13 protein-coding genes and 1 pseudogene are annotated in these 17632 nt (G+C 55.9%); 2 read left to right on the plus strand and 12 right to left on the minus strand.

Translation table 11 applies throughout. From position 1 onward, the window contains the following. Nucleotides 1-168 precede the first annotated feature (168 nt). From EP30_RS08590 to EP30_RS08625, 8 genes are all read right to left on the minus strand, one after another. Complete coding sequence (locus EP30_RS08590; protein ID WP_140557875.1) at nucleotides 169-1899, minus strand: FAD-dependent oxidoreductase; 1731 nt, start codon at nucleotides 1897-1899, stop codon at nucleotides 169-171. Nucleotides 1900-2048: 149 nt separating this feature from the next. Then, nucleotides 2049-2615 (minus strand): alkyl hydroperoxide reductase subunit C, encoded by a 567-nt coding sequence (gene ahpC, locus EP30_RS08595; protein WP_094662585.1) that lies wholly within the window; start codon nucleotides 2613-2615, stop codon nucleotides 2049-2051. A 142-nt stretch (nucleotides 2616-2757) separates the two neighbouring features. After that, nucleotides 2758-4236: an argininosuccinate lyase gene (gene argH, locus EP30_RS08600; RefSeq protein ID WP_140557877.1), complete on the minus strand. Its 1479-nt coding sequence runs from the start codon at nucleotides 4234-4236 to the stop codon at nucleotides 2758-2760. A 101-nt stretch (nucleotides 4237-4337) separates the two neighbouring features. Beyond that, nucleotides 4338-7607, minus strand: a complete 3270-nt coding sequence (locus EP30_RS08605; RefSeq protein ID WP_140557879.1) for a DEAD/DEAH box helicase family protein — start codon at nucleotides 7605-7607, stop codon at nucleotides 4338-4340. Continuing rightward, nucleotides 7604-8302, minus strand: coding sequence for a Fic family protein (locus EP30_RS08610; protein WP_140557881.1), 699 nt, complete (start codon nucleotides 8300-8302; stop codon nucleotides 7604-7606). The genes EP30_RS08605 and EP30_RS08610 overlap by 4 nt, the downstream gene beginning before the upstream one ends. Continuing rightward, complete coding sequence (locus EP30_RS08615; protein ID WP_140557883.1) at nucleotides 8295-8492, minus strand: antitoxin VbhA family protein; 198 nt, start codon at nucleotides 8490-8492, stop codon at nucleotides 8295-8297. The genes EP30_RS08610 and EP30_RS08615 overlap by 8 nt, the downstream gene beginning before the upstream one ends. Before the next feature lie 15 nt (nucleotides 8493-8507). After that, nucleotides 8508-9728, minus strand: a complete 1221-nt coding sequence (locus EP30_RS08620; RefSeq protein ID WP_140557886.1) for a restriction endonuclease subunit S — start codon at nucleotides 9726-9728, stop codon at nucleotides 8508-8510. Continuing rightward, on the minus strand, nucleotides 9728-12289 hold the full coding sequence (locus EP30_RS08625; protein WP_140557888.1) for a type I restriction-modification system subunit M: 2562 nt from the start codon (nucleotides 12287-12289) through the stop codon (nucleotides 9728-9730). Before EP30_RS08625 ends, EP30_RS08620 begins: the two co-directional genes overlap by 1 nt. 79 nt (nucleotides 12290-12368) lie before the next feature. On the opposite strand from EP30_RS08625, the gene EP30_RS08630 reads away from it, so the two are divergent. After that, entirely contained in the window at nucleotides 12369-12896 is a 528-nt protein-coding gene (locus tag EP30_RS08630) for a restriction endonuclease subunit S (protein ID WP_140557890.1), read from the plus strand. An 87-nt stretch (nucleotides 12897-12983) separates the two neighbouring features. Continuing rightward, a complete protein-coding gene (locus tag EP30_RS08635) occupies nucleotides 12984-13913 on the plus strand; it encodes a site-specific integrase (protein ID WP_140557892.1) in 930 nt (309 codons plus the stop codon). A 30-nt stretch (nucleotides 13914-13943) separates the two neighbouring features. Here the strand turns inward: EP30_RS08635 and EP30_RS11350 are convergent. The 4 genes and pseudogenes from EP30_RS11350 to argF form a co-directional block, all read right to left on the minus strand. Further along, nucleotides 13944-14216 (minus strand): annotated as a pseudogene (locus EP30_RS11350) (restriction endonuclease subunit S); the annotation flags it as partial. Between the two features lie 469 nt (nucleotides 14217-14685). Beyond that, nucleotides 14686-15924, minus strand: coding sequence for an argininosuccinate synthase (locus EP30_RS08645; RefSeq protein WP_140557894.1), 1239 nt, complete (start codon nucleotides 15922-15924; stop codon nucleotides 14686-14688). A gap of 84 nt (nucleotides 15925-16008) precedes the next feature. Continuing rightward, nucleotides 16009-16581 carry an arginine repressor gene (locus EP30_RS08650; RefSeq protein WP_094663068.1) on the minus strand — a complete coding sequence of 191 codons (573 nt, stop codon included), beginning with the start codon at nucleotides 16579-16581 and terminating at the stop codon, nucleotides 16009-16011. A gap of 10 nt (nucleotides 16582-16591) precedes the next feature. Then, complete coding sequence (gene argF / locus EP30_RS08655; protein WP_094662591.1) at nucleotides 16592-17566, minus strand: ornithine carbamoyltransferase; 975 nt, start codon at nucleotides 17564-17566, stop codon at nucleotides 16592-16594. Nucleotides 17567-17632 lie beyond the last annotated feature (66 nt).

The following is a 17632-nucleotide window of genomic DNA, read 5'->3' on the forward strand; positions in this document are numbered from 1 at the left end:
AAATGACCAATATCACCGGGGTATTCGTTCGTGCGGATGATTCTGAAGACGAGGCGGATGATTCATACGATTCGGATATGATTCCACCCCGGTCTCCTGCTCTGGAAATAGCCAGGAGAACGGGGCGGAATCACTACGCCACAGTGTTCATTTGGGAGCGCTACGGCATCATGCCGCTTCGCAGGCGGACACGAGCTGCTCGAGCGTCTGGCTGCCGAACAGGATGTCGCCGCCGTTGATGGTGGTGGCAGGCACGCTCATGATCCTGCGTTCCTTGCGCAGTTCAGGGAAGAGCCCCAGATCAATCATCTCGGCGGTCACGTTCGGGTTCATGGCGGCGATGTGCTGACATGCGGCCACCACGTCCGGGCAGAAGTGGCAGGTGAGGGAGACGCCGATCTCGATGTGCGTCTCCGGTAGCGCCTTGATACGTTCGGCGAGTTCGGGGTCCACGCTCTGGCCCGGGCCGGCGATGTTATAGACGGCGAGAACGAGCGAATTGACCTCATGACCGGTGGGGATGCCGCTGAACTTCACGCCCGTGTATTCGCCATTGTGGTCGAGCAGCACGAAGACCGGGTAACGCACGATGGCGGCCTTGTCGATCAGCGCCTTGCCTTCCTCGGAGTCGACCGCCACGCTGCGGTAGTGCAGGTGGTCGTGCATGGATGCGAATTCCTTGGCAAAGCTGGCGAGTTCGATGCTCGGCTGACCGCCGTCGTCCACCTGCAACAGGGTCACGTCCTCGGTCAGACGGTTGAAGATGCCGGCCAGCTGCTGCTTCATTTCGGCGCTGAACCATACGCCCTTGTGTTGCGGCACGGACGGGGAGTCGGAGATCGTGCTGGTCTGGCCCACGGTTGCGGACTTCGCGGACTGGGGCTTGGATTCGGATGCGGTCTTGGTCTCGTCGGCCTTCTTGGCAACCGCCTTGGGCACCACGGGGATGCCGAGACGTTTCTTCTCGGCGGTCACGTACTCTTCGGCACCGGTGGCCGCGATCGCGCCGTCGGATGCGGCGGTCACGATCTGGCGCAACGGCTTGGAAACCACGTCGCCGGCCGCGTACACGCCGGGGATGTTGGTGCCCTGCCACGAATCGACGGAGATGTAGCCGCGGTCGTCCTTGACGAGCACGTCAAGGCCGGCGGTTTCGGGCTTGGTGCCCACGTAGATGAACATGCCGAACACGTTGTCGCCGTCCTCGACATGGTAATGGGTCTTCTCACCGGTCTTGTTGTTCACAAACGTGGCGTCGGTCAGATAGTCGTCGCCGTCGAGGGACTCGACCTCGGTGTTGTACAGCACCTCGACCTTGGGGTTGTCGAGCGCGCGGGCCGCGGTGAGCGGCGGGCAGGAGAACTGCGATCCACGCACGAGCACGGTCACCTTGCGTGCGTAGCGGGTGAGGTAGTCGGCTTCCTCGGCGGCCGCATAGCCGCCGCCGACCACGAACACCTGCAGTCCGCTGAACAGCTCGCCGTCACAGGTGGAGCAATAGGCCACTCCCCTGCCGCGCAGCTTCTGTTCTCCGGGGATGCCGAGCTGACGGGGCTGGGCGCCGGATGCGATGATCACGGCGCGGGCATGATAGTCGCGGTTCTTGCCGTGCAGCACCTTCACCTCGCCGTCGAGCTCGTACGCGGTCACATCGTCATGGGCGATTTCCACGCCGAAGCCCTCGGCCTGCTGCTTCATCAGGTTCATCAAGGCGGTGCCCTCGATCTCCTTGATCGCCGGATAGTTGACGACCACGGAAGTGGTGGTGACCTGACCGCCGACCTGATCCTTTTCAATGATCAGCGTGTCCATGGTCGCTCGTCCCGCGTAGATGCCCGCGGTGAGTCCGGCGGGACCACTGCCGACGATGATGACGTCGTAAATGTGTTCGTTGCTCATGATTTGATTGCTGCCTTACTGCTGAAAAAGGCGCTCGAATATGATTCGGGCGCCTTAAAAACGTATTGTCACAACCACTGATGGTGGTAATTGCTGACGTTTGTGCTATCGACGATGATCGACGATTGATGTTCGATGATTATCGACGATCAGATCTTGCCGACGAGGTCGAGGCTCGGAGCGATGGTGTCCTCACCCGGGTGCCAGTTGGCCGGGCACACCTTGTCGCCGTGCTCACGGACGAACTTGGCGGCCTCGAGCGTGCGCAGGATCTCCTCGGCGTTGCGGCCGATGCCGTTGTCGTTGATGGTGTAGGACTTGATCTTGCCTTCGGGGTCGATGATGAACACGCCGCGGAAGGCCAGACCGGTCTCCTCGTCGAGCACGCCGAAGAAGCGGGCGAGCTTGCCGGCCGGGTCGGCGAGCATCGGGTACTTCACCTTGGCGATGGTGTCGGTGGCCTCGGCCCAGGCCTTGTGTACGAACTCGGTGTCCTCGGAAACGGAGTAGACCTCGGCGTCGGCTGCCTTGAAGTCGGTGTAGTGGTCAGCCAGATCACCAAGTTCGGTGGGGCACACGAACGTGAAATCGGCCGGGTAGAAGAAGATGACGGACCAGTGGCCCAGCAGGTTCTGCTTGGACACGGTTTCGATTTCGCCGTCGTGGTAGGCGTTGACGGTGAAGTCCTCGAGCTCGACGTTGATGAAGTTGCTCATGCACATTCCTTTCCGAAAAGGTCGCGATCGGTACGACCATTGTGCTTTCCCGCCCAGTCTATCCGACCATGATTCACGTTCGTCGGAGAAACGCGGCGGGCGGAATGATCATGAGCAACATCACATTTGGGACCGATGAAGCCTAGCGCAGCACTTCGCTCGGGGACTTGTAGGCGGAGCCATCCGACTTGGAGTCGGCGAACAGCTTGAGCGGTTCCACGGTGGCCTTGGCGTCCACGATCTGCTCACGCACGCGACCGTAGGCGGTGCCGCCCTTGCCGTTACGCGAATCGACGGAACCACGGCTGGAGAGCACCTCACGCACCTGCGGCGCCTTGTCGGCGGGCAGGAAGTCGGCGAACACGCCGATGAAGTCATCGTCCGTGAGATCCCACAGCTCCTGGCCACGGCCTTCGGCGATCTTGACGCAGGCACCGGAAAGCTCGTGGGCGTGACGGAACGGCACACCGTTCTTCACCAGCCATTCGGCGATGTCGGTGGCGAGCGCGAAACCGGTGGGGGCCTCGGCCTCGAGACGGTCGGCGTCGAAACGCATGGTGGCGACCATGCCGGTGAAGGCGGGCAGCAGCACCTCGAGCGTGTCGACCTGATCGAACACGGCTTCCTTGTCCTCCTGCAGGTCGCGGGCGTATGCGGTGGACAGGCCCTTGAGCGTGGCGAGCAGACCGGTCAGGTCGCCGATCAGACGGCCGGACTTGCCACGGGCAAGCTCGGCGATATCCGGGTTCTTCTTCTGCGGCATGATCGAGGAGCCGGTGGAGTAGGCGTCGTCGAGCTTGACAAAGGCGAACTCCTGCGTGTTCCAGATGATGATCTCCTCACTCAGACGGGAGATGTCCACACCGGTCATGGCGGCGATGAACGCGAATTCGGCCACGAGGTCGCGCGACGCGGTGCCGTCGATGGAGTTGTCGGTCACGCGGGAGAAGCCGAGCTCACGGGCCACGGCCTCCGGGTCGAGACCGAGCGTGTTGCCGGCGAGCGCTCCGGAGCCGTATGGGCTGGCGTTGATGCGCTTGTCCCAGTCGATAAGGCGCTGGATGTCGCGGATCAGCGGCCATGCGTGGGCCATGAGCTGGTGGGCGAGCAGCACGGGCTGGGCGTGCTGCATGTGGGTGCGACCAGGCATCACGGTGTGGCCGGCGGCCTCGGACTGCTTGATCAGCGCGTTGACGAGCTTGATGAGCTCACCGGCGATCACGCGGGAGTGGCGGCGCAGCCACATACGGATCAGACAGGCGATCTGGTCGTTGCGGGAGCGACCGGCGCGCAGCTTGCCGCCGAGTTCGTCACCGGCGATGTCGATCAGTCCGCGTTCGAGGGCGGTAGCCTCGTCCTCGTCGTCCTCGATCGGCGTGAATTCACCGGAGTCGACGCGACGCTGCAGTTCGTCGAGCGCATCCTCCATGCGCTTGAGCTCGTCGTCGGTCAGCAGTCCGGCGCGACCCAGTGCGCGGGCGTGGGCGCGGGATCCGGCGATGTCATCGTCGGCCAGACGCCAGTCGAACTGGGTGGACTTGCTCAGACGGGCCAGTTCGGGCGAGGGACCGGAGGTGAATCGGCCGCCCCACAGGGCGAGGTGTTCGGACTGCTCAGCCATGCATGTTCTCCTTACGTTGATTCTTTGTGAGCCTCGTGAACCGTATGATCCGTGATGGGATCATCAAGGGTTTCATACGTTTTTGACCGTCTGCCAGCCTATCAGCGCGCGGCTACATCATGCGACGACGGCTCATTGTCTGTGTCAATGTCGAAGCCACCTTCAAGGACAAATCGTTTGAGTAGCTGCTGCGCGCGCATGGGAATCTTATACGGCGGCAGTTTCCGATGTTCATGTCTCTCAAAAAACGCCTTTGCCTTGTTGCGATCAACGCTCGCCATCAGTCTGTCGAATCTGCCGAATTCGTTGATGTTCGTCTCGTTGATAAGACGCAGCATGAATTCTTCGATGAGAGAACGGTCCACGCCAAGCTGGTCAACGATCTTGTCGATTTGCTCGTTTTTTTCGCGCTTCGCGTACCGTGTGATGTAGTCACGCAATGTGCATCCGTCTTCAACGGTTACATCACCACGCTCCACGTCATGCAGGAACAGCTCGGCAAGGCGCTGCTCATCTTTGGAAAGCGCAGCAAAGGATCGGTGTAGTTGCGCAGACATTGCTGCTAATTCCGGACTGTCTTCTTTGAGTGCTTTGAGCCATTTGTCAAAATTCGCATTCATGTAGTCGGTATCGATGAGTCCGGTGTCGATCGCAGTAAGGTAACCCTCCAGCTCATATGGCGCTTCCGGCTCATCCGCCCCACCATCCGGTTCATCGTTTCCGGCATCTTCATCGAACAGTTCCTTATAGCGTTGCGCGAGGATAAGATACATACGTTCGTCGATCTGTGGACGCACGGTCTCGGTTTCCTCATCGCCGTCGTTGCTGTTCACAACGTCTCCGGTAGTGTCAATCGGATATTCCGGCGTGTTCCAATCGAATCCTTGCACTTTCGCCGCTTCAAGGAAGCGGTTCAATGCGACGAATTCTTTCGCGAATTTGCGTTTCGCTTCCACCGATTCGGGCAGACTGGTGAGGTCTTGTTCTCCACCATCGGCGAATAGGTTCAATATCTCCTGATATCGCGAGTCCATGGATCGTATGTTCTCAGGAAGTTTCTGCACGAACAAGTCGAGCGGCCGGTCTCCCGAATACAGTTTTACGGCCCGTTCGATGTTACCGTGCATGGTATGTGGTTTGCGATAGTAGCGAATGACACCGAACGGTTTGTCCGGTCCGAACAAGCGATTCGTGCGGCTGAATGCCTGGATGATGCTTTCATACTCGATGATCTTGTCGAGGTAGAGCGTATTCACCCATTTTGAGTCGAAACCGGTAAGCATTTGGTCAACGACAATAAGGAGATCGAGTCGCTGTCCACGATTTGCATCGACATTCCCATAAGGAGTCTTATGGGAAAGACGTGATGAGATGTCCTTCTTCATGGCCGGCCACTCTTCGATGCGGAAATCCTTGTCGTACATCGCGTTGTAGTCGGTCATGATCTCGGCTAGTGCATCGCCCTTGACCGTGGCACCTGCAGTGTTATCCACGTTCGGATCAAATAAAGCAGTCACACGCAATTCAGGGGCAAGTTCTTTGAAACGACGATAATAGTCGATGGCTTCAGGGATGGAACTCGTCGCCAACATAGCGTGAAATTTACCGCCGTGACTGAGGACGGGGAATTGCCGGATGATATCAGTGATGACCATACCGGGATGCGGCGTATCGCTGCCATACTGTTCCCGTCCAAGCTGATCCTCGATGCCGTGAACCATGGTTCCCGAATCATCGATAACAGGACCCATGGGCACCGCTGCCTTATCCATGTAATGCAGGTAGGCCTCGGTTTTCAGCGGATCGGCAAGCGCCTCTTCGACGCTGCCGGCTTTCGCCTTGTGAAGTGCCACCTGAAGACGTACTTCGTCGTCCTTGTACGTGGTGACCATACACGGATCAAATCCGAGCACGTTATGATCGCGTATACCGTCAGCAATGCTGTAGCGATGCAGGCATTTACCGAAAATCATGGACGTTGTAGAGTTCTTCTTCTGATTTTCGTCCAATATGGGCGTGCCAGTGAAACCAAAGAATAACGCGTTCGGGAAGGATCTACGAATATCCTGCAGCATGTCACCAAACGTGGAACGATGGCATTCGTCGATGATGAATACGACGCGTTTGGCAGCCACCCTGTCAAGTTCCACTTGGGTCACACCATGCTCGCCGATCTTCATATTGCTCATCTTCTGGATGGAGGTAACGATGAGTGTATCCTTCGGATCATCACTGGCAAGTTTATCCCGTAATACGCCAGTGTTCTCAGTGCCTTGCACATCGTCCTCGCTGTCGGCGAAACTGCGATATTCCTTGAGTGATTGAGTACCCAGTTCGATTCGGTCCATGAGAAATACGACCTTGTCAGCATCATGCGAGTCGGCGATGAGCTGAGCTGATTTGAAGCTGGTCATGGTCTTGCCGGAACCAGTGGTGTGCCATACGTAGCCGCCAGGACGACCGGGAATGTCAGGCCGTTGATCCCAGTCGCATTTACGCACGACGTCGGAAATGGCGTTCGCCGCAATGTACTGATAGCTGCGCAGTACTTTGAGACACCCATCTGCCGAGTCGGCGATGGTATAGAAGCCGATGAGCTGATGTGCCATAGGAATGGAGAGCAGGCCGGCGGTACCGGAGGTTCCTCCGATGAATAGTTTCCATTCGTCTTTGCCGGGGTTACCACCGCCACAGATGGGTTCGTTGTTGAAGTCTGCCCAATGGAAGTAGTAGCTTGGGTTGAACTTGTCAGCGCCGGGATTGGCGAAATACACAGCATCGTCTGGGGTCATACCGACGAAGATCTGCACGAGGCGAAACAGCCCGGTAAATACTCCTTCATGTGCGTACTTCTCGATCTGTCCGGTTGCCTGACTGACGGGCACGCCGCTTTTCTTGAGCTCGATATGAATGAGCGGCATGCCGTTGATGAGGAGAACGAGGTCACCACGCCGAGCATGGACCATCTTGTTTTTGGCAGGATAGACAGGCTGCTGCGCAATCTGGTAGGTGCTTTTGCCTCCCGCGATTTCTTTGCGATCGTAGATATAAAGACTGACTTCCTTGCCGTAATGCGCTATATCATCCTTGTTGTCGCGGGTGATGGACACGGTACGTCCATTGACGAACGAATTGAGCGCAAGCGGAGTGCGTAGAGTTTCGATCTGCTCAATGATCTGTGCCATCTCACCATCGGTCAGCGGATATTGTCCAAGTCTGTCAATGTCGTTGTTATTGCGGTACAGGATGGATTTCCAGTTATCGAGCAGTTGCTGCTCAGTCGGATAACGCAGGATGCCATCTTTCCAGCCATGCTGTTGAAGAACGGCGATGACGCTCTCCTCGAAATCTGATTCCTTGTCGAATATCATGACTTCTCCTTTCGCTTCATTGCGTCGTTTTCCGATTCCCCGTGCAGGTGCCCCACAGTCAGAATCTCACTGTTGATCGGCGTATTCGGATCGCAAGGCGATGCGATGCGGATGAAGATACGCTCCAGTCCCGTGTAGTTCTGTTGTTCCGCAGCAATACGACTGGCTTCGTCGTTCTCCTCGCCGCTGACAAGACGCCAATCGAGATCGTATCCAGCATCGTGACACAACAGGGTCCAAAACAGTCGTTGTACACGACCATTGCCTTCACGGAACGGATGGATGAAGTTGTAGTTGTCATAATGGTAAGCAAGACGCCGCGCAAAAGACTGGGGCGCAAGCCCCACCAGCATGTTGTCTTTCATGAGCTCTCCCTGAGCCCATGTGACGCCCATTGCGATGTTCGTCGAGGGGAGAAAGAACTCAGCTCCCTCGATGTTCTTACGTATCTCGACGGTACGAATCTCACCGGCCCACGCATAGATATCCTGAAACAGCATGCGATGCAGCATACGAAAGTCGTCAAGAGAGCCGGTCACACGCACGATTGGCTTGGAGAAGAACTCGTTCATGCGCAAAGCAACGAACTCTCCTTCGGCGTTACGCAGTTCGTCGTAGGTCGTCGCGCCCACTAGATTGGCAAGAATACCTGTTTGACGATTGATGTAGGGATCTACGAACTGTTCATCACACATGGGATGGTCCCACGTTCTTTACGCTCGGATTTCGGGATTGCCAACGTCGTTTGGTACGCGTCATCAGCTCCTCGATAGTGAAGTTACCATCCACGTACTCCTCGGCATCCTTTCGGAACTCAGCCGAGACATACGCACCCTCCATTTCGCCGGAGTGAATGGCCTCCTGCATTGCACGCTTGCGATCCATGATTCCTCCGATTCCTCACACAAACATCTTGTCGAGCAGTGATTTCTTGATGTTCTGCAGCAATTCCAACTTACGCTGATGAAGGGTGATGAGGTCGTCGAGATGGGAGAAGAACGAGCCGATGGCCTGCTGCTCGGCAGCTGACGGCGGCACCGATAACGTCGTTCCAAAGAAATCATCAGGCGCAATATTGAGCAACCCATGATTCCTCGCGCCCTCGGCCGCGATCATTTGTACGGCCTTATACCATCGGTTGGTTTCGTAATATGTCACAAGATAATTCGGATCAGCGCCGATCAGCTCAAAACATATGTATAGCGTTGAGACACAGCCTTTCTCGTACTGGGTCAAACGCTTGATCGCGCCCCATGGACTATCCACGGAAGTGCTTTTGTTGTATGCAAATTCGCCTTTCCGAAGCAGATAGTAACCACTCATGTCTTTGCTTGCCACTTGGTTGTTGAAGAACAGCCTCTGATCAATCAATCCGTACTGTGCGGAGATAGTCAACGGAAGGTCAGATTCGTTATCGGAATTCTTCCGAGTTACACGCTGAGCCAGTTCCCCCAACTTACGCTGTTCCCAAGGGTCAGTAAAACCAGCAAAACGAATCCTCGGAACAGACTCACCCTCCTGCGGAAACATCTGTTCGAGCATTGCCTTTTTAAACACGACGAGCTTGTCATACTTACGCTGATGAAGGGTGATGAGGTCGTCGAGATGGGAGAAGAATGAGCCGATGGCCTGCTGCTCGTCGAGAGAAGGTACATGAAGGAGCAGCCCATTCACTATACCCCCTGATAGATTTCCTTGGCCTCCTTGAAGATAGGTGCTTATTATCTGCTGCTTTTCTCTGCGCAGCCATCCAACTAAGAAAAATGCATCGTTCCCGTACTGAGGAACAATGGCAAGAATGGCTTGATTGATTGCGCCATCAAGTGTTGCTATTCCAACTTCCCCACTGGTGGCGCCATACAGCGCATATAAGATAGTCCCCTTTTTCACTATTCTTGCCGAAGAATTGTTTAACCCTTCCTGCGTAATGAATAGCTCCGTTACTTCTGAATTGATTTCAGCCGATCGAATAAAGGGAATCGTTCCACCGTAGTAGGCACCATTACCAACATCTGGAGTTCCTCCCGAAAACGAGTTAACGACCTCCCCCAACTTACGCTGTTCCCAAGGGTCAGTAAAACCAGCAAAACGAATCGAAGGATTGTTCGAAGATTCGATCATTATTCGCCTCCCAGCAGGCTCTTGAGCTCAGCGATGCCGGCCATATCAAACTCGTTTCCGGTCAGCTGGTCAAGCATGGTTCCTAGCTCAGATTCCGCAGTCCTAATCTGCCCACACACGTCGGCATAGGTGGTCGCATACTTCTTGTCTAGAGCCGAGACCTTGGACACCAGTTCGTCGAGTACATCGATCGGCAACGTCTCCAGCTTGTGTTGCAACGGTTCGATCCATTTGGCAGCCAACAGGTCAGCGGCCTGTACGTCATCCAGTCCTTCAATCGTCTTTACAGTCTTGGTTTCAAGATCCGCGCGCAACTCTTTAACGGATTTCTTGACCTTGCGCTCCTCATCAAACAATCTGTTAGCACTTACAAGTACGCGATCCAGCGCCGTCTGAGGAGTCTTCCCGATCCGCTTCACTTCCTTTTTCAACTCAGCAGAGACGAACGAATCCCCCTCCTCGTTGATCGCATCGGAATCCTTGTCTTCCTCATCCAGATTCTCCAGAAGATCGCTCAGTTCCTGACTGATCTCGGTCAGACGGTGCTCCTGTACACCAATCTCAGCAAGATCAGCATCAAGAAGATTCTTCTGTACAAGGTCAAATGGAAGAATACGACCTGCCCAGCCTTCCTGGACCTCGACATCCTTGCCACTCTTCTTCTTGACGACCATGTTGGGATCTACCGTACGCACAGCATCGAAGCCATCATTCTGAATGGTTTCAAGATCTATCGATATCTGCTGCCAACCATCAGCCAGCACCTGATAGGCGGCGTAGGGGTCCACAAGAGGAACATTGGACAGGCGACGGAACAACTCACCCGCCAGCTCGTCCTCCTTGGCCGCAATGTTCACAGATGCGCAGTCATCCACCAGTTCTCGACGTAGAAGCCCCGGCCAGTCGGAGAATACACGCCTGTACTGATCGATGTAGTCCTTGACTTCAGCATTACCATATACGGTTTCTCGCACCGAACCATTGGAGACCTTGGCAATATGGCCGTCCTGCATCTCGAACAACTGCGCTTTCAGGCTCGGGAACACAGTCCAGAACCGCTGCAACGTATTGATCTCATGGGCAGGAACGCCGCCGAACATAGTGGCATACAGGTCCCAGCTTTCGGCTGGTTCGGAAGAATCTACATATCGAGGAATATTGAGGTTATAGTCATTCGCCCGGATCTCATCGATGCCAACCAAACGACTGAACTTGTCCACGTCCTTCGAACCCGCCACCACGTCGACGATGCGTCGAATATCGCAAGCACGCAACTTGTTGTTCTTGCCGTCCTTGATGAAATGTTTGGAAGCGTCAACGATAAGCACATGGTCATCGTCACGATGCTTGCGCAGCACCATCACGATGGTGGGGATGCCTGTACCGAAGAAGATGTTTGCCGGCAGACCGATGATGGCCTGAATATGGTGGTGTTCTACGAGATTGCGACGGATCTCACCTTCCTCACCGCCTCGGAACAGCACACCGTGCGGCAGAACGATGGCCATCATGCCATCATCACGCAAATGATAGAGGTCATGCAGTAGGAACGCGTAATCTGCCTTGGACTTGGGAGCGATACCGTATTCGAAACGGATGTCTTCACCTGCTTCCGGCGGCTCCCAATTCTGCGAATAGGGAGGATTCGAGACCACCGCATCCACGAACAATGGTTCGTAGGTTTCGTCCTTGGTTTCATCGGTATCAAACCACGGCCAATCGTCCTTGAGCGTGTCACCGTTGCGGGCCACGATGTTGTCCGGCAGGATACCACGCATGACAAGATTCATACGCGTGAGGTTATACGTATTCTCCTTGAGCTCTTGCGCATAGTACTTGATATCGTTCGGATTCCCATTGCGACGCGCAACGGCCTGACCGATGTGGATAAGCAAAGAGCCGGAACCGGACGTGGGATCGTAGATGGTGATCTCCTTGCGGTCCTTCAAATGCCCTGCGATGATCTCACTCATGAGCTGGGAAACTTCGCTCGGTGTGTAGAATTCGCCGGCTTTCTTACCTGCGTTCGAGGCGAACTTATCGATAAGATACTCGTAGATATAGCCAAGCACGTCGTAGCCCTGGCGCGCATCCATCGGAATATCCTTGATGAGGTAAATCAGGTCTCGGGCGGCCTTGCTACGGCTCTTCTCATCCGTACCAAGTTTGGACAACCCGGTCTGCAGCGTATCGAAGATGCCCGCGAAGACCCGTTTGCGTGCCGGATCGATGTTGCGATCAAATGCGGAAAGGGCATCACGCACGTCGGAAATATGAAAATCGCCCCCTTTAGCGACCCATGTGGAGAACAGATCGTCATAGGAGATGAAATAACCACACGTATCGCGTACATACTCCACGGTTTCGGAGTCATCCTCCACCAGCGCAGGCAGATCGTCATCCGTCCAGTCCTCCCCCCGCAATCGGGAGACCTGCGTTTCAGACAGGAACTTGTAGAAGATGAAACCGAGGATGTAGTCCTTGTACTCGTTGGCCTCGATCTTCGAACGCATTCGGTTGGCCGATTCCCAAATCTTTGCGGCCAGCTGCTGCTTATTCATCCCTCTGCTCCTTATCGCAACGGCTACGACGACCGCCGTGCGAGAATCTGACTAACAACGCACCCTCGACGTAAGGTACATGACATTATATCCATCCGCTTGGGAACAGCGTAAGGTTGCGGAAATAGTATCTGAGATTTCTCGACCAGTCGTGTTGTCGGATGATAAGTACTACCAACTCGTTACTGTAAGGAGAAGAAATGAGGGCGTTGTCTCACGAGGATGCCTAAGAGGATCAGATATTCTTGTGAAAAGCTATTTCGAGGTACATACGGGAGATTACCTTGTTTCCAAGCGGCAGGTTGTTCATGGAGCGAACGGCTATGTCCCGAAAAGCCTTAATAATGCAGTTGTTTCTAATGAATACCTAGTTATTGTAGGAAACAAAGACATCTCGACTAAATATTGGTCGCTCATTTCCAAATGTCGCGGCATGTATCGGATGTTCATGCTGAGTTCGTATGGCGTCGACATTGAGAAGCTAGTATTCAACGTTGATGATTGGAAAAAGAGAAGTATCCGTATACCTTCGGGCAAAGAACAACAGCGTTTGACTGACTTCTTCTCCCGTCTTGACGACCTCATCACCCTTCATCAGCGTAAGTAACCGGCTTGAGTCTTCTCTGCTTGATTGTCTGAATCATGTTGCCCGACATTAACGTAAGCGCATGTCAATAAGGAAGAAGAACTCTATATGACCGGAAACACCACAAGCGCAGAAGTGTTGTTCTGCGACTATTACTCGCAATGGATCACCGTCTACAAAGAAGGCGCGATCCGCGAAGTGACGATGAAGAAGTACCGACTCACACAGGCATGGCTCAGCAAGCTGGTCCCGGATCTCAAGCTTTCCGACATGAACCGAGTGAACTATCAGAAACTGATCAATGGGTATGCCGAATACCATGAACGTCAAACGACGATGGACTTCCATCATCAGCTGAAAGGAGCTATTCTCGACGCCGTCGATGATGGCCTTATCCAACGCGACCCAACGCGCAAGGCAATAATCAAGGGTCGTCAACCTCGAGAAAAGAAGACGAAATACCTTAACCAGTTCGAACTACATGCGATGCTTGCAGATCTGGAACTTGGATCGTCACCGAGCTGGGATTGGCTGATACTGCTTGTAGCGAAAACTGGCTTGCGTTTCTCCGAGGCTCTGGGGCTTACGCCCGACGATTTTGATTTCGTGCATCAAACACTTTCGGTCAATAAGACCTGGGATTATAAGAATGGCGGCGGCTTCGTACCTACTAAGAACGCGTCCTCTATTCGTAAAGTACAGCTCGATTGGCAACTCATCATGCAGCTGTCAACGCTGCTGAAAAATCTGCCGGGGAGCGAGCCCATCTTCGTGGATGGCAAGGTCTACAACTCGACCGCAAACAGCGTATTAGCCAGACATTGCGAGCATGCTGAGGTTCCGGTGATCTCGATTCATGGGTTAAGGCATACGCACGCATCCTTGCTGCTTTTCGCTGGAGTCTCCATCGCGAGCGTATCCAAAAGACTTGGCCACGCGAGTATGAACACCACGCAGGACACGTATCTGCACGTCATACGTGAGTTGGAGAACAAGGACGTCGATATCGTGATGCGCGCGCTTTCCACCCTCATTTAACCAATCATCAGCCATGCGCTTACGCTGATGAAGGGTGATGAGGTTGTCGAGGCGAGAGAAGAACGAGCCGATGGCCTGCTGCTCTTTCATATTTGGAGTAGGGACAGGAATCTCCATTACCTTGTTCTTAGAAATATTGAAGCGGGAGATACCTTGTGCGAGTATTGTCAGACGCGTTCTGACACTCATAGACCTAAGCACATACGCCAAGTAATTAGCATCAAACGTGCCATTCTGTCTGAATCCGAAACAGAAACTATTGAGATAAACGTTTGGCTGATTCCCAAACCAAACGGAAGACATTCCAACTTCCTCCGGCGTTTCCGAAGACACCGTAAACAAAGCATCACCATATTGAACTTCGTTCTGGCCTAGATCGATTTCGACCGATTCAAGTCGTTTCGTATCAGTTATTGGATTATCAAAAACATTCGTATATGGAACAAAGCAAGCATCACCATGGCCAAAATCACTCTTGGTCTTGCCCGACAATCCTGAGTAGGTGGCTCCGGAATCCCCCAACTTACGCTGTTCCCAAGCAGACGCTTCAAATAGACGGGAATAGCCCTCGTCACGAAAATAGAAACGCTTCCTGATGGATGTGAATCGCCACTCCCGCAACAGGAACTACGCCTTAAGGCTTGGATCAGTACGAAAAAGGCCTTTCTTCGGAAACGAATCCGAAGAAAGGCCTGAGAAATGCCGTCAATGGCGATCAGCGAGGGATGTCACCACATCACGCAATCGCTACTCAGCCGAAGCCGAAACTGGATCACTCCACGGCGTTGTCCGGGACTTCGATGCCGTTGCCGAACTTGACGTCGCGGGCGGCGGCCACACGGCTCGGCAGACCGTAGATGTCGATGAAGCCGTTGGAGGACTTCGAGTCGAAGCTGTCGCCGGAGTCGTAGGTGGCGAGGTTGTAGTCGTACAGCGAGCTATCGGAACGACGACCGGTCACCACGGCACGACCGCCATGCAGCACCATGCGGATCTCGCCGGACACGTACTTCTGCGTGTCCTCGATGAACGCGTTGAGGGACTGGGTGGCGGGGCTGAACCACTGTGCGTCGTAGACCAGCTCGCCCCAGCGCTTGTCGATGTCGCGCTTGATGCGGTGCTGCTCACGCTCGAGGCAGCAGTTCTCCAGCTCCTGATGGGCGGTGATGAGGGCCACGGCACCCGGGGCCTCGTACAGCTCACGGGACTTGATGCCGACAAGACGGTCCTCGATGAGGTCGATACGACCGATGCCCTGGGCACCGGCGCGGCGGTTCATCTCCTCGATGGCCTGCAGCGGGGTGACGTCACGACCGTCGATCTTGACCGGGATGCCCTGCTTGAACTCGATGACGACCTCATCCTCGACCGGCGGGAAGGCCGGATCATCGGTGTAGGAGTAGCAGTCCTTGGTCGGACCGTTCCACGGATCCTCGAGGAAGCCGGTCTCGATGGCACGGCCCCACACGTTCTGGTCGATGGAGTACGGGCTCTTCTCGGTCTGGGTGATCGGCAGCTTGTGCTCCTTGGCGAACGCGATCTCCACGTCGCGGGTGAGAGCCAGATCACGGATCGGGCTGATGGCCTTGAGCGTCGGGTCGATGGAGGCGATGGACACCTCGAAACGCACCTGATCGTTGCCCTTGCCGGTGCAGCCGTGGGAGATGGTGTCGGCACCGAACTGGTGGGCGGCGCGCACCAGATGCTTGGAGATCAGCGGGCGGGAGATGGCGGAGACCAGCGGGTACACGCCTTCGTACATGGCGTTGGCCTTGAGGGCCTTCATGCAGTATTCCTCGGCGAACTCGTTGCGCGCGTCCACCACGTAGGCTTCGACGGCGCCGCAGGCGAGGGCGCGCTGCTTGATGGTCTCGAGGCTTTCGCCGCCCTGACCGACGTCGAGGGAGACGGCCACGACATCCTTGCCGGTGCGCTCCTTGAGGTACGAGATAGCCACGGAGGTGTCAAGACCTCCGGAATACGCCAGGACAAGACGCTTGTTGTCTGCCATTGGTTGCCTTTCTTATGATTACATCCTTATGCATCAATTATATGCAATGGTCTGTATATTTATGCACTCCGGTGAGTCGCACGGTCAGCGACCGCCGTCATTCGGATCCCGATCGCCTTTGTCGCGAGTCTGGGAGGCCAATGACAGCAACCATTCGGAACGCCCTACGGCCATGTCATCATCGGTGCAGATTATTAATACCGTATCATCCCCGGCAATGGTGCCGAGAATACCGTCAATGGGGTGCTTGTCGATCACGCTCGCCACATACTGTGCGGCACCCGACGGGGTGTGCACCACCACGAGATTGCGCGCCACGGCCACCGACGTGACCAGTCCGGACAGTACCCGGGACAGCTGCTGCTCGATCTTCGCCCCAAGCTCGGCATGGGAGGAATGATCCTCGGCATGATGTGAACTCGGACCACCGATGGCGTAGGCCATGGCTCCCCCGGCCACGCGAACCTTGACGGCGTTCATCTCGTCAAGGTCACGGCTCAGCGTGGCCTGGGTGACCGCAATGCCCTGGGCGGCGAGAATGCCGGACAGCTGCGACTGCGAAGTGACGGTGTGTGAGCGCAACGCCTGTTCGATGGCGCTCAGGCGTGCGGCCCGCGTGGTCGGACGCTGCAGCGACGGCGTGTCGTCGTCGGTCATGCGACCCATATCAGGCGAGCTCGCCAAGCAGGGAGGGATCCTCACGCTGCCACGCGATCAGCCAGGTGAGCAGCGCCTTCTGCGCGTGCAGACGGTTCTCGGCCTCGTCCCATACCACCGACTGCGGGCCGTCGATCACCGAGGAGGTGACCTCCTTGCCGCGGTAGGCGGGCAGGCAGTGCTGGAAGAGCGCATCGGGCTTGGCGTACGACATGAGCTCGTCGTTGACCTGGTAATTCCAGAACGGCTTGGAACGGATGGCGTATTCGGCCTCCTCGCCCATGGAGACCCACGTGTCGGTGAACACGCAGTCGGCGTCGGCCACGGCCTCCTTCGGATCGGTGGTGACGAGCACCGAACCGCCGTTGGCTTCGGCGATGCGCTTGGCGTCGGCCACGATCTGCGGATCCGGCAGGTATCCCTGCGGCCCGGAGACACGCACGTTCATGCCGGCGGTGGCACCACCAAGCAGGTAGGAATTGGCCATGTTGTTGGCCGCGTCACCCACGTAGGCGATGGTCTGTCCGGCGAGCGCGTCAACACCGCCGCGATGCATGGCGATGGTCTGCAGGTCGGCGAGCACCTGGCAGGGGTGGAACTGGTCGGTCAGCGCGTTGACGACCGGGCAGGTGGCGTACTTGGCCATCTCCTCCACACGATCCTGTCCGAAGGTACGCCAGACGATGCCGTATGCCATACGGGTGAGCACACGTGCGGTGTCGGCCACCGGCTCGCCTCGGCCGAGCTGCGAGGAGGACTTGTCGATCACGAGCGGATAGCCGCCGAGTTCGGCCACGCCGATCGAGAAGCTGGAGCGGGTTCGGGTGCTGGGCTTGTCGAAGATCACGGCAACGGCCTGCGGACCTTCGAACGGGCGAGCGTAGAAACGGTTGAGACGGAACTTCTCCGCCAGCTTGAGGATCTGCTTCTGCTCCTCATGGTTCACATCGTCGTCGCGCAGCATGTGCCGCAGTTCGTGGGCCATTGCGTTCTCCTTAGTTTGATTGTTCTGGACAGTGGACGGTGATAACAGAAATAACGATGTCTGCCG

It is taken from the genome of Bifidobacterium sp. UTCIF-39 (assembly GCF_006408715.1).
GTDB classification, from domain to species: Bacteria; Actinomycetota; Actinomycetes; order Actinomycetales; family Bifidobacteriaceae; genus Galliscardovia; species Galliscardovia tissieri.

Coding starts and splice junctions, on each gene's coding strand:
- EP30_RS08610 (WP_140557881.1), bottom strand. CDS start 8,302: ATGTGTGATGAACAGTTCGTAGATCCCTACATCAATCGTCAAACAGGT.
- EP30_RS08590 (WP_140557875.1), bottom strand. CDS start 1,899: ATGAGCAACGAACACATTTACGACGTCATCATCGTCGGCAGTGGTCCC.
- EP30_RS08635 (WP_140557892.1), top strand. CDS start 12,984: ATGACCGGAAACACCACAAGCGCAGAAGTGTTGTTCTGCGACTATTAC.
- EP30_RS08605 (WP_140557879.1), bottom strand. CDS start 7,607: ATGATATTCGACAAGGAATCAGATTTCGAGGAGAGCGTCATCGCCGTT.
- argH (WP_140557877.1), bottom strand. CDS start 4,236: ATGGCTGAGCAGTCCGAACACCTCGCCCTGTGGGGCGGCCGATTCACC.
- EP30_RS08620 (WP_140557886.1), bottom strand. CDS start 9,728: ATGATCGAATCTTCGAACAATCCTTCGATTCGTTTTGCTGGTTTTACT.
- argF (WP_094662591.1), bottom strand. CDS start 17,566: ATGGCCCACGAACTGCGGCACATGCTGCGCGACGACGATGTGAACCAT.
- EP30_RS08630 (WP_140557890.1), top strand. CDS start 12,369: ATGACATTATATCCATCCGCTTGGGAACAGCGTAAGGTTGCGGAAATA.
- EP30_RS08650 (WP_094663068.1), bottom strand. CDS start 16,581: ATGACCGACGACGACACGCCGTCGCTGCAGCGTCCGACCACGCGGGCC.
- ahpC (WP_094662585.1), bottom strand. CDS start 2,615: ATGAGCAACTTCATCAACGTCGAGCTCGAGGACTTCACCGTCAACGCC.
- EP30_RS08625 (WP_140557888.1), bottom strand. CDS start 12,289: ATGAATAAGCAGCAGCTGGCCGCAAAGATTTGGGAATCGGCCAACCGA.
- EP30_RS08615 (WP_140557883.1), bottom strand. CDS start 8,492: ATGGATCGCAAGCGTGCAATGCAGGAGGCCATTCACTCCGGCGAAATG.
- EP30_RS08645 (WP_140557894.1), bottom strand. CDS start 15,924: ATGGCAGACAACAAGCGTCTTGTCCTGGCGTATTCCGGAGGTCTTGAC.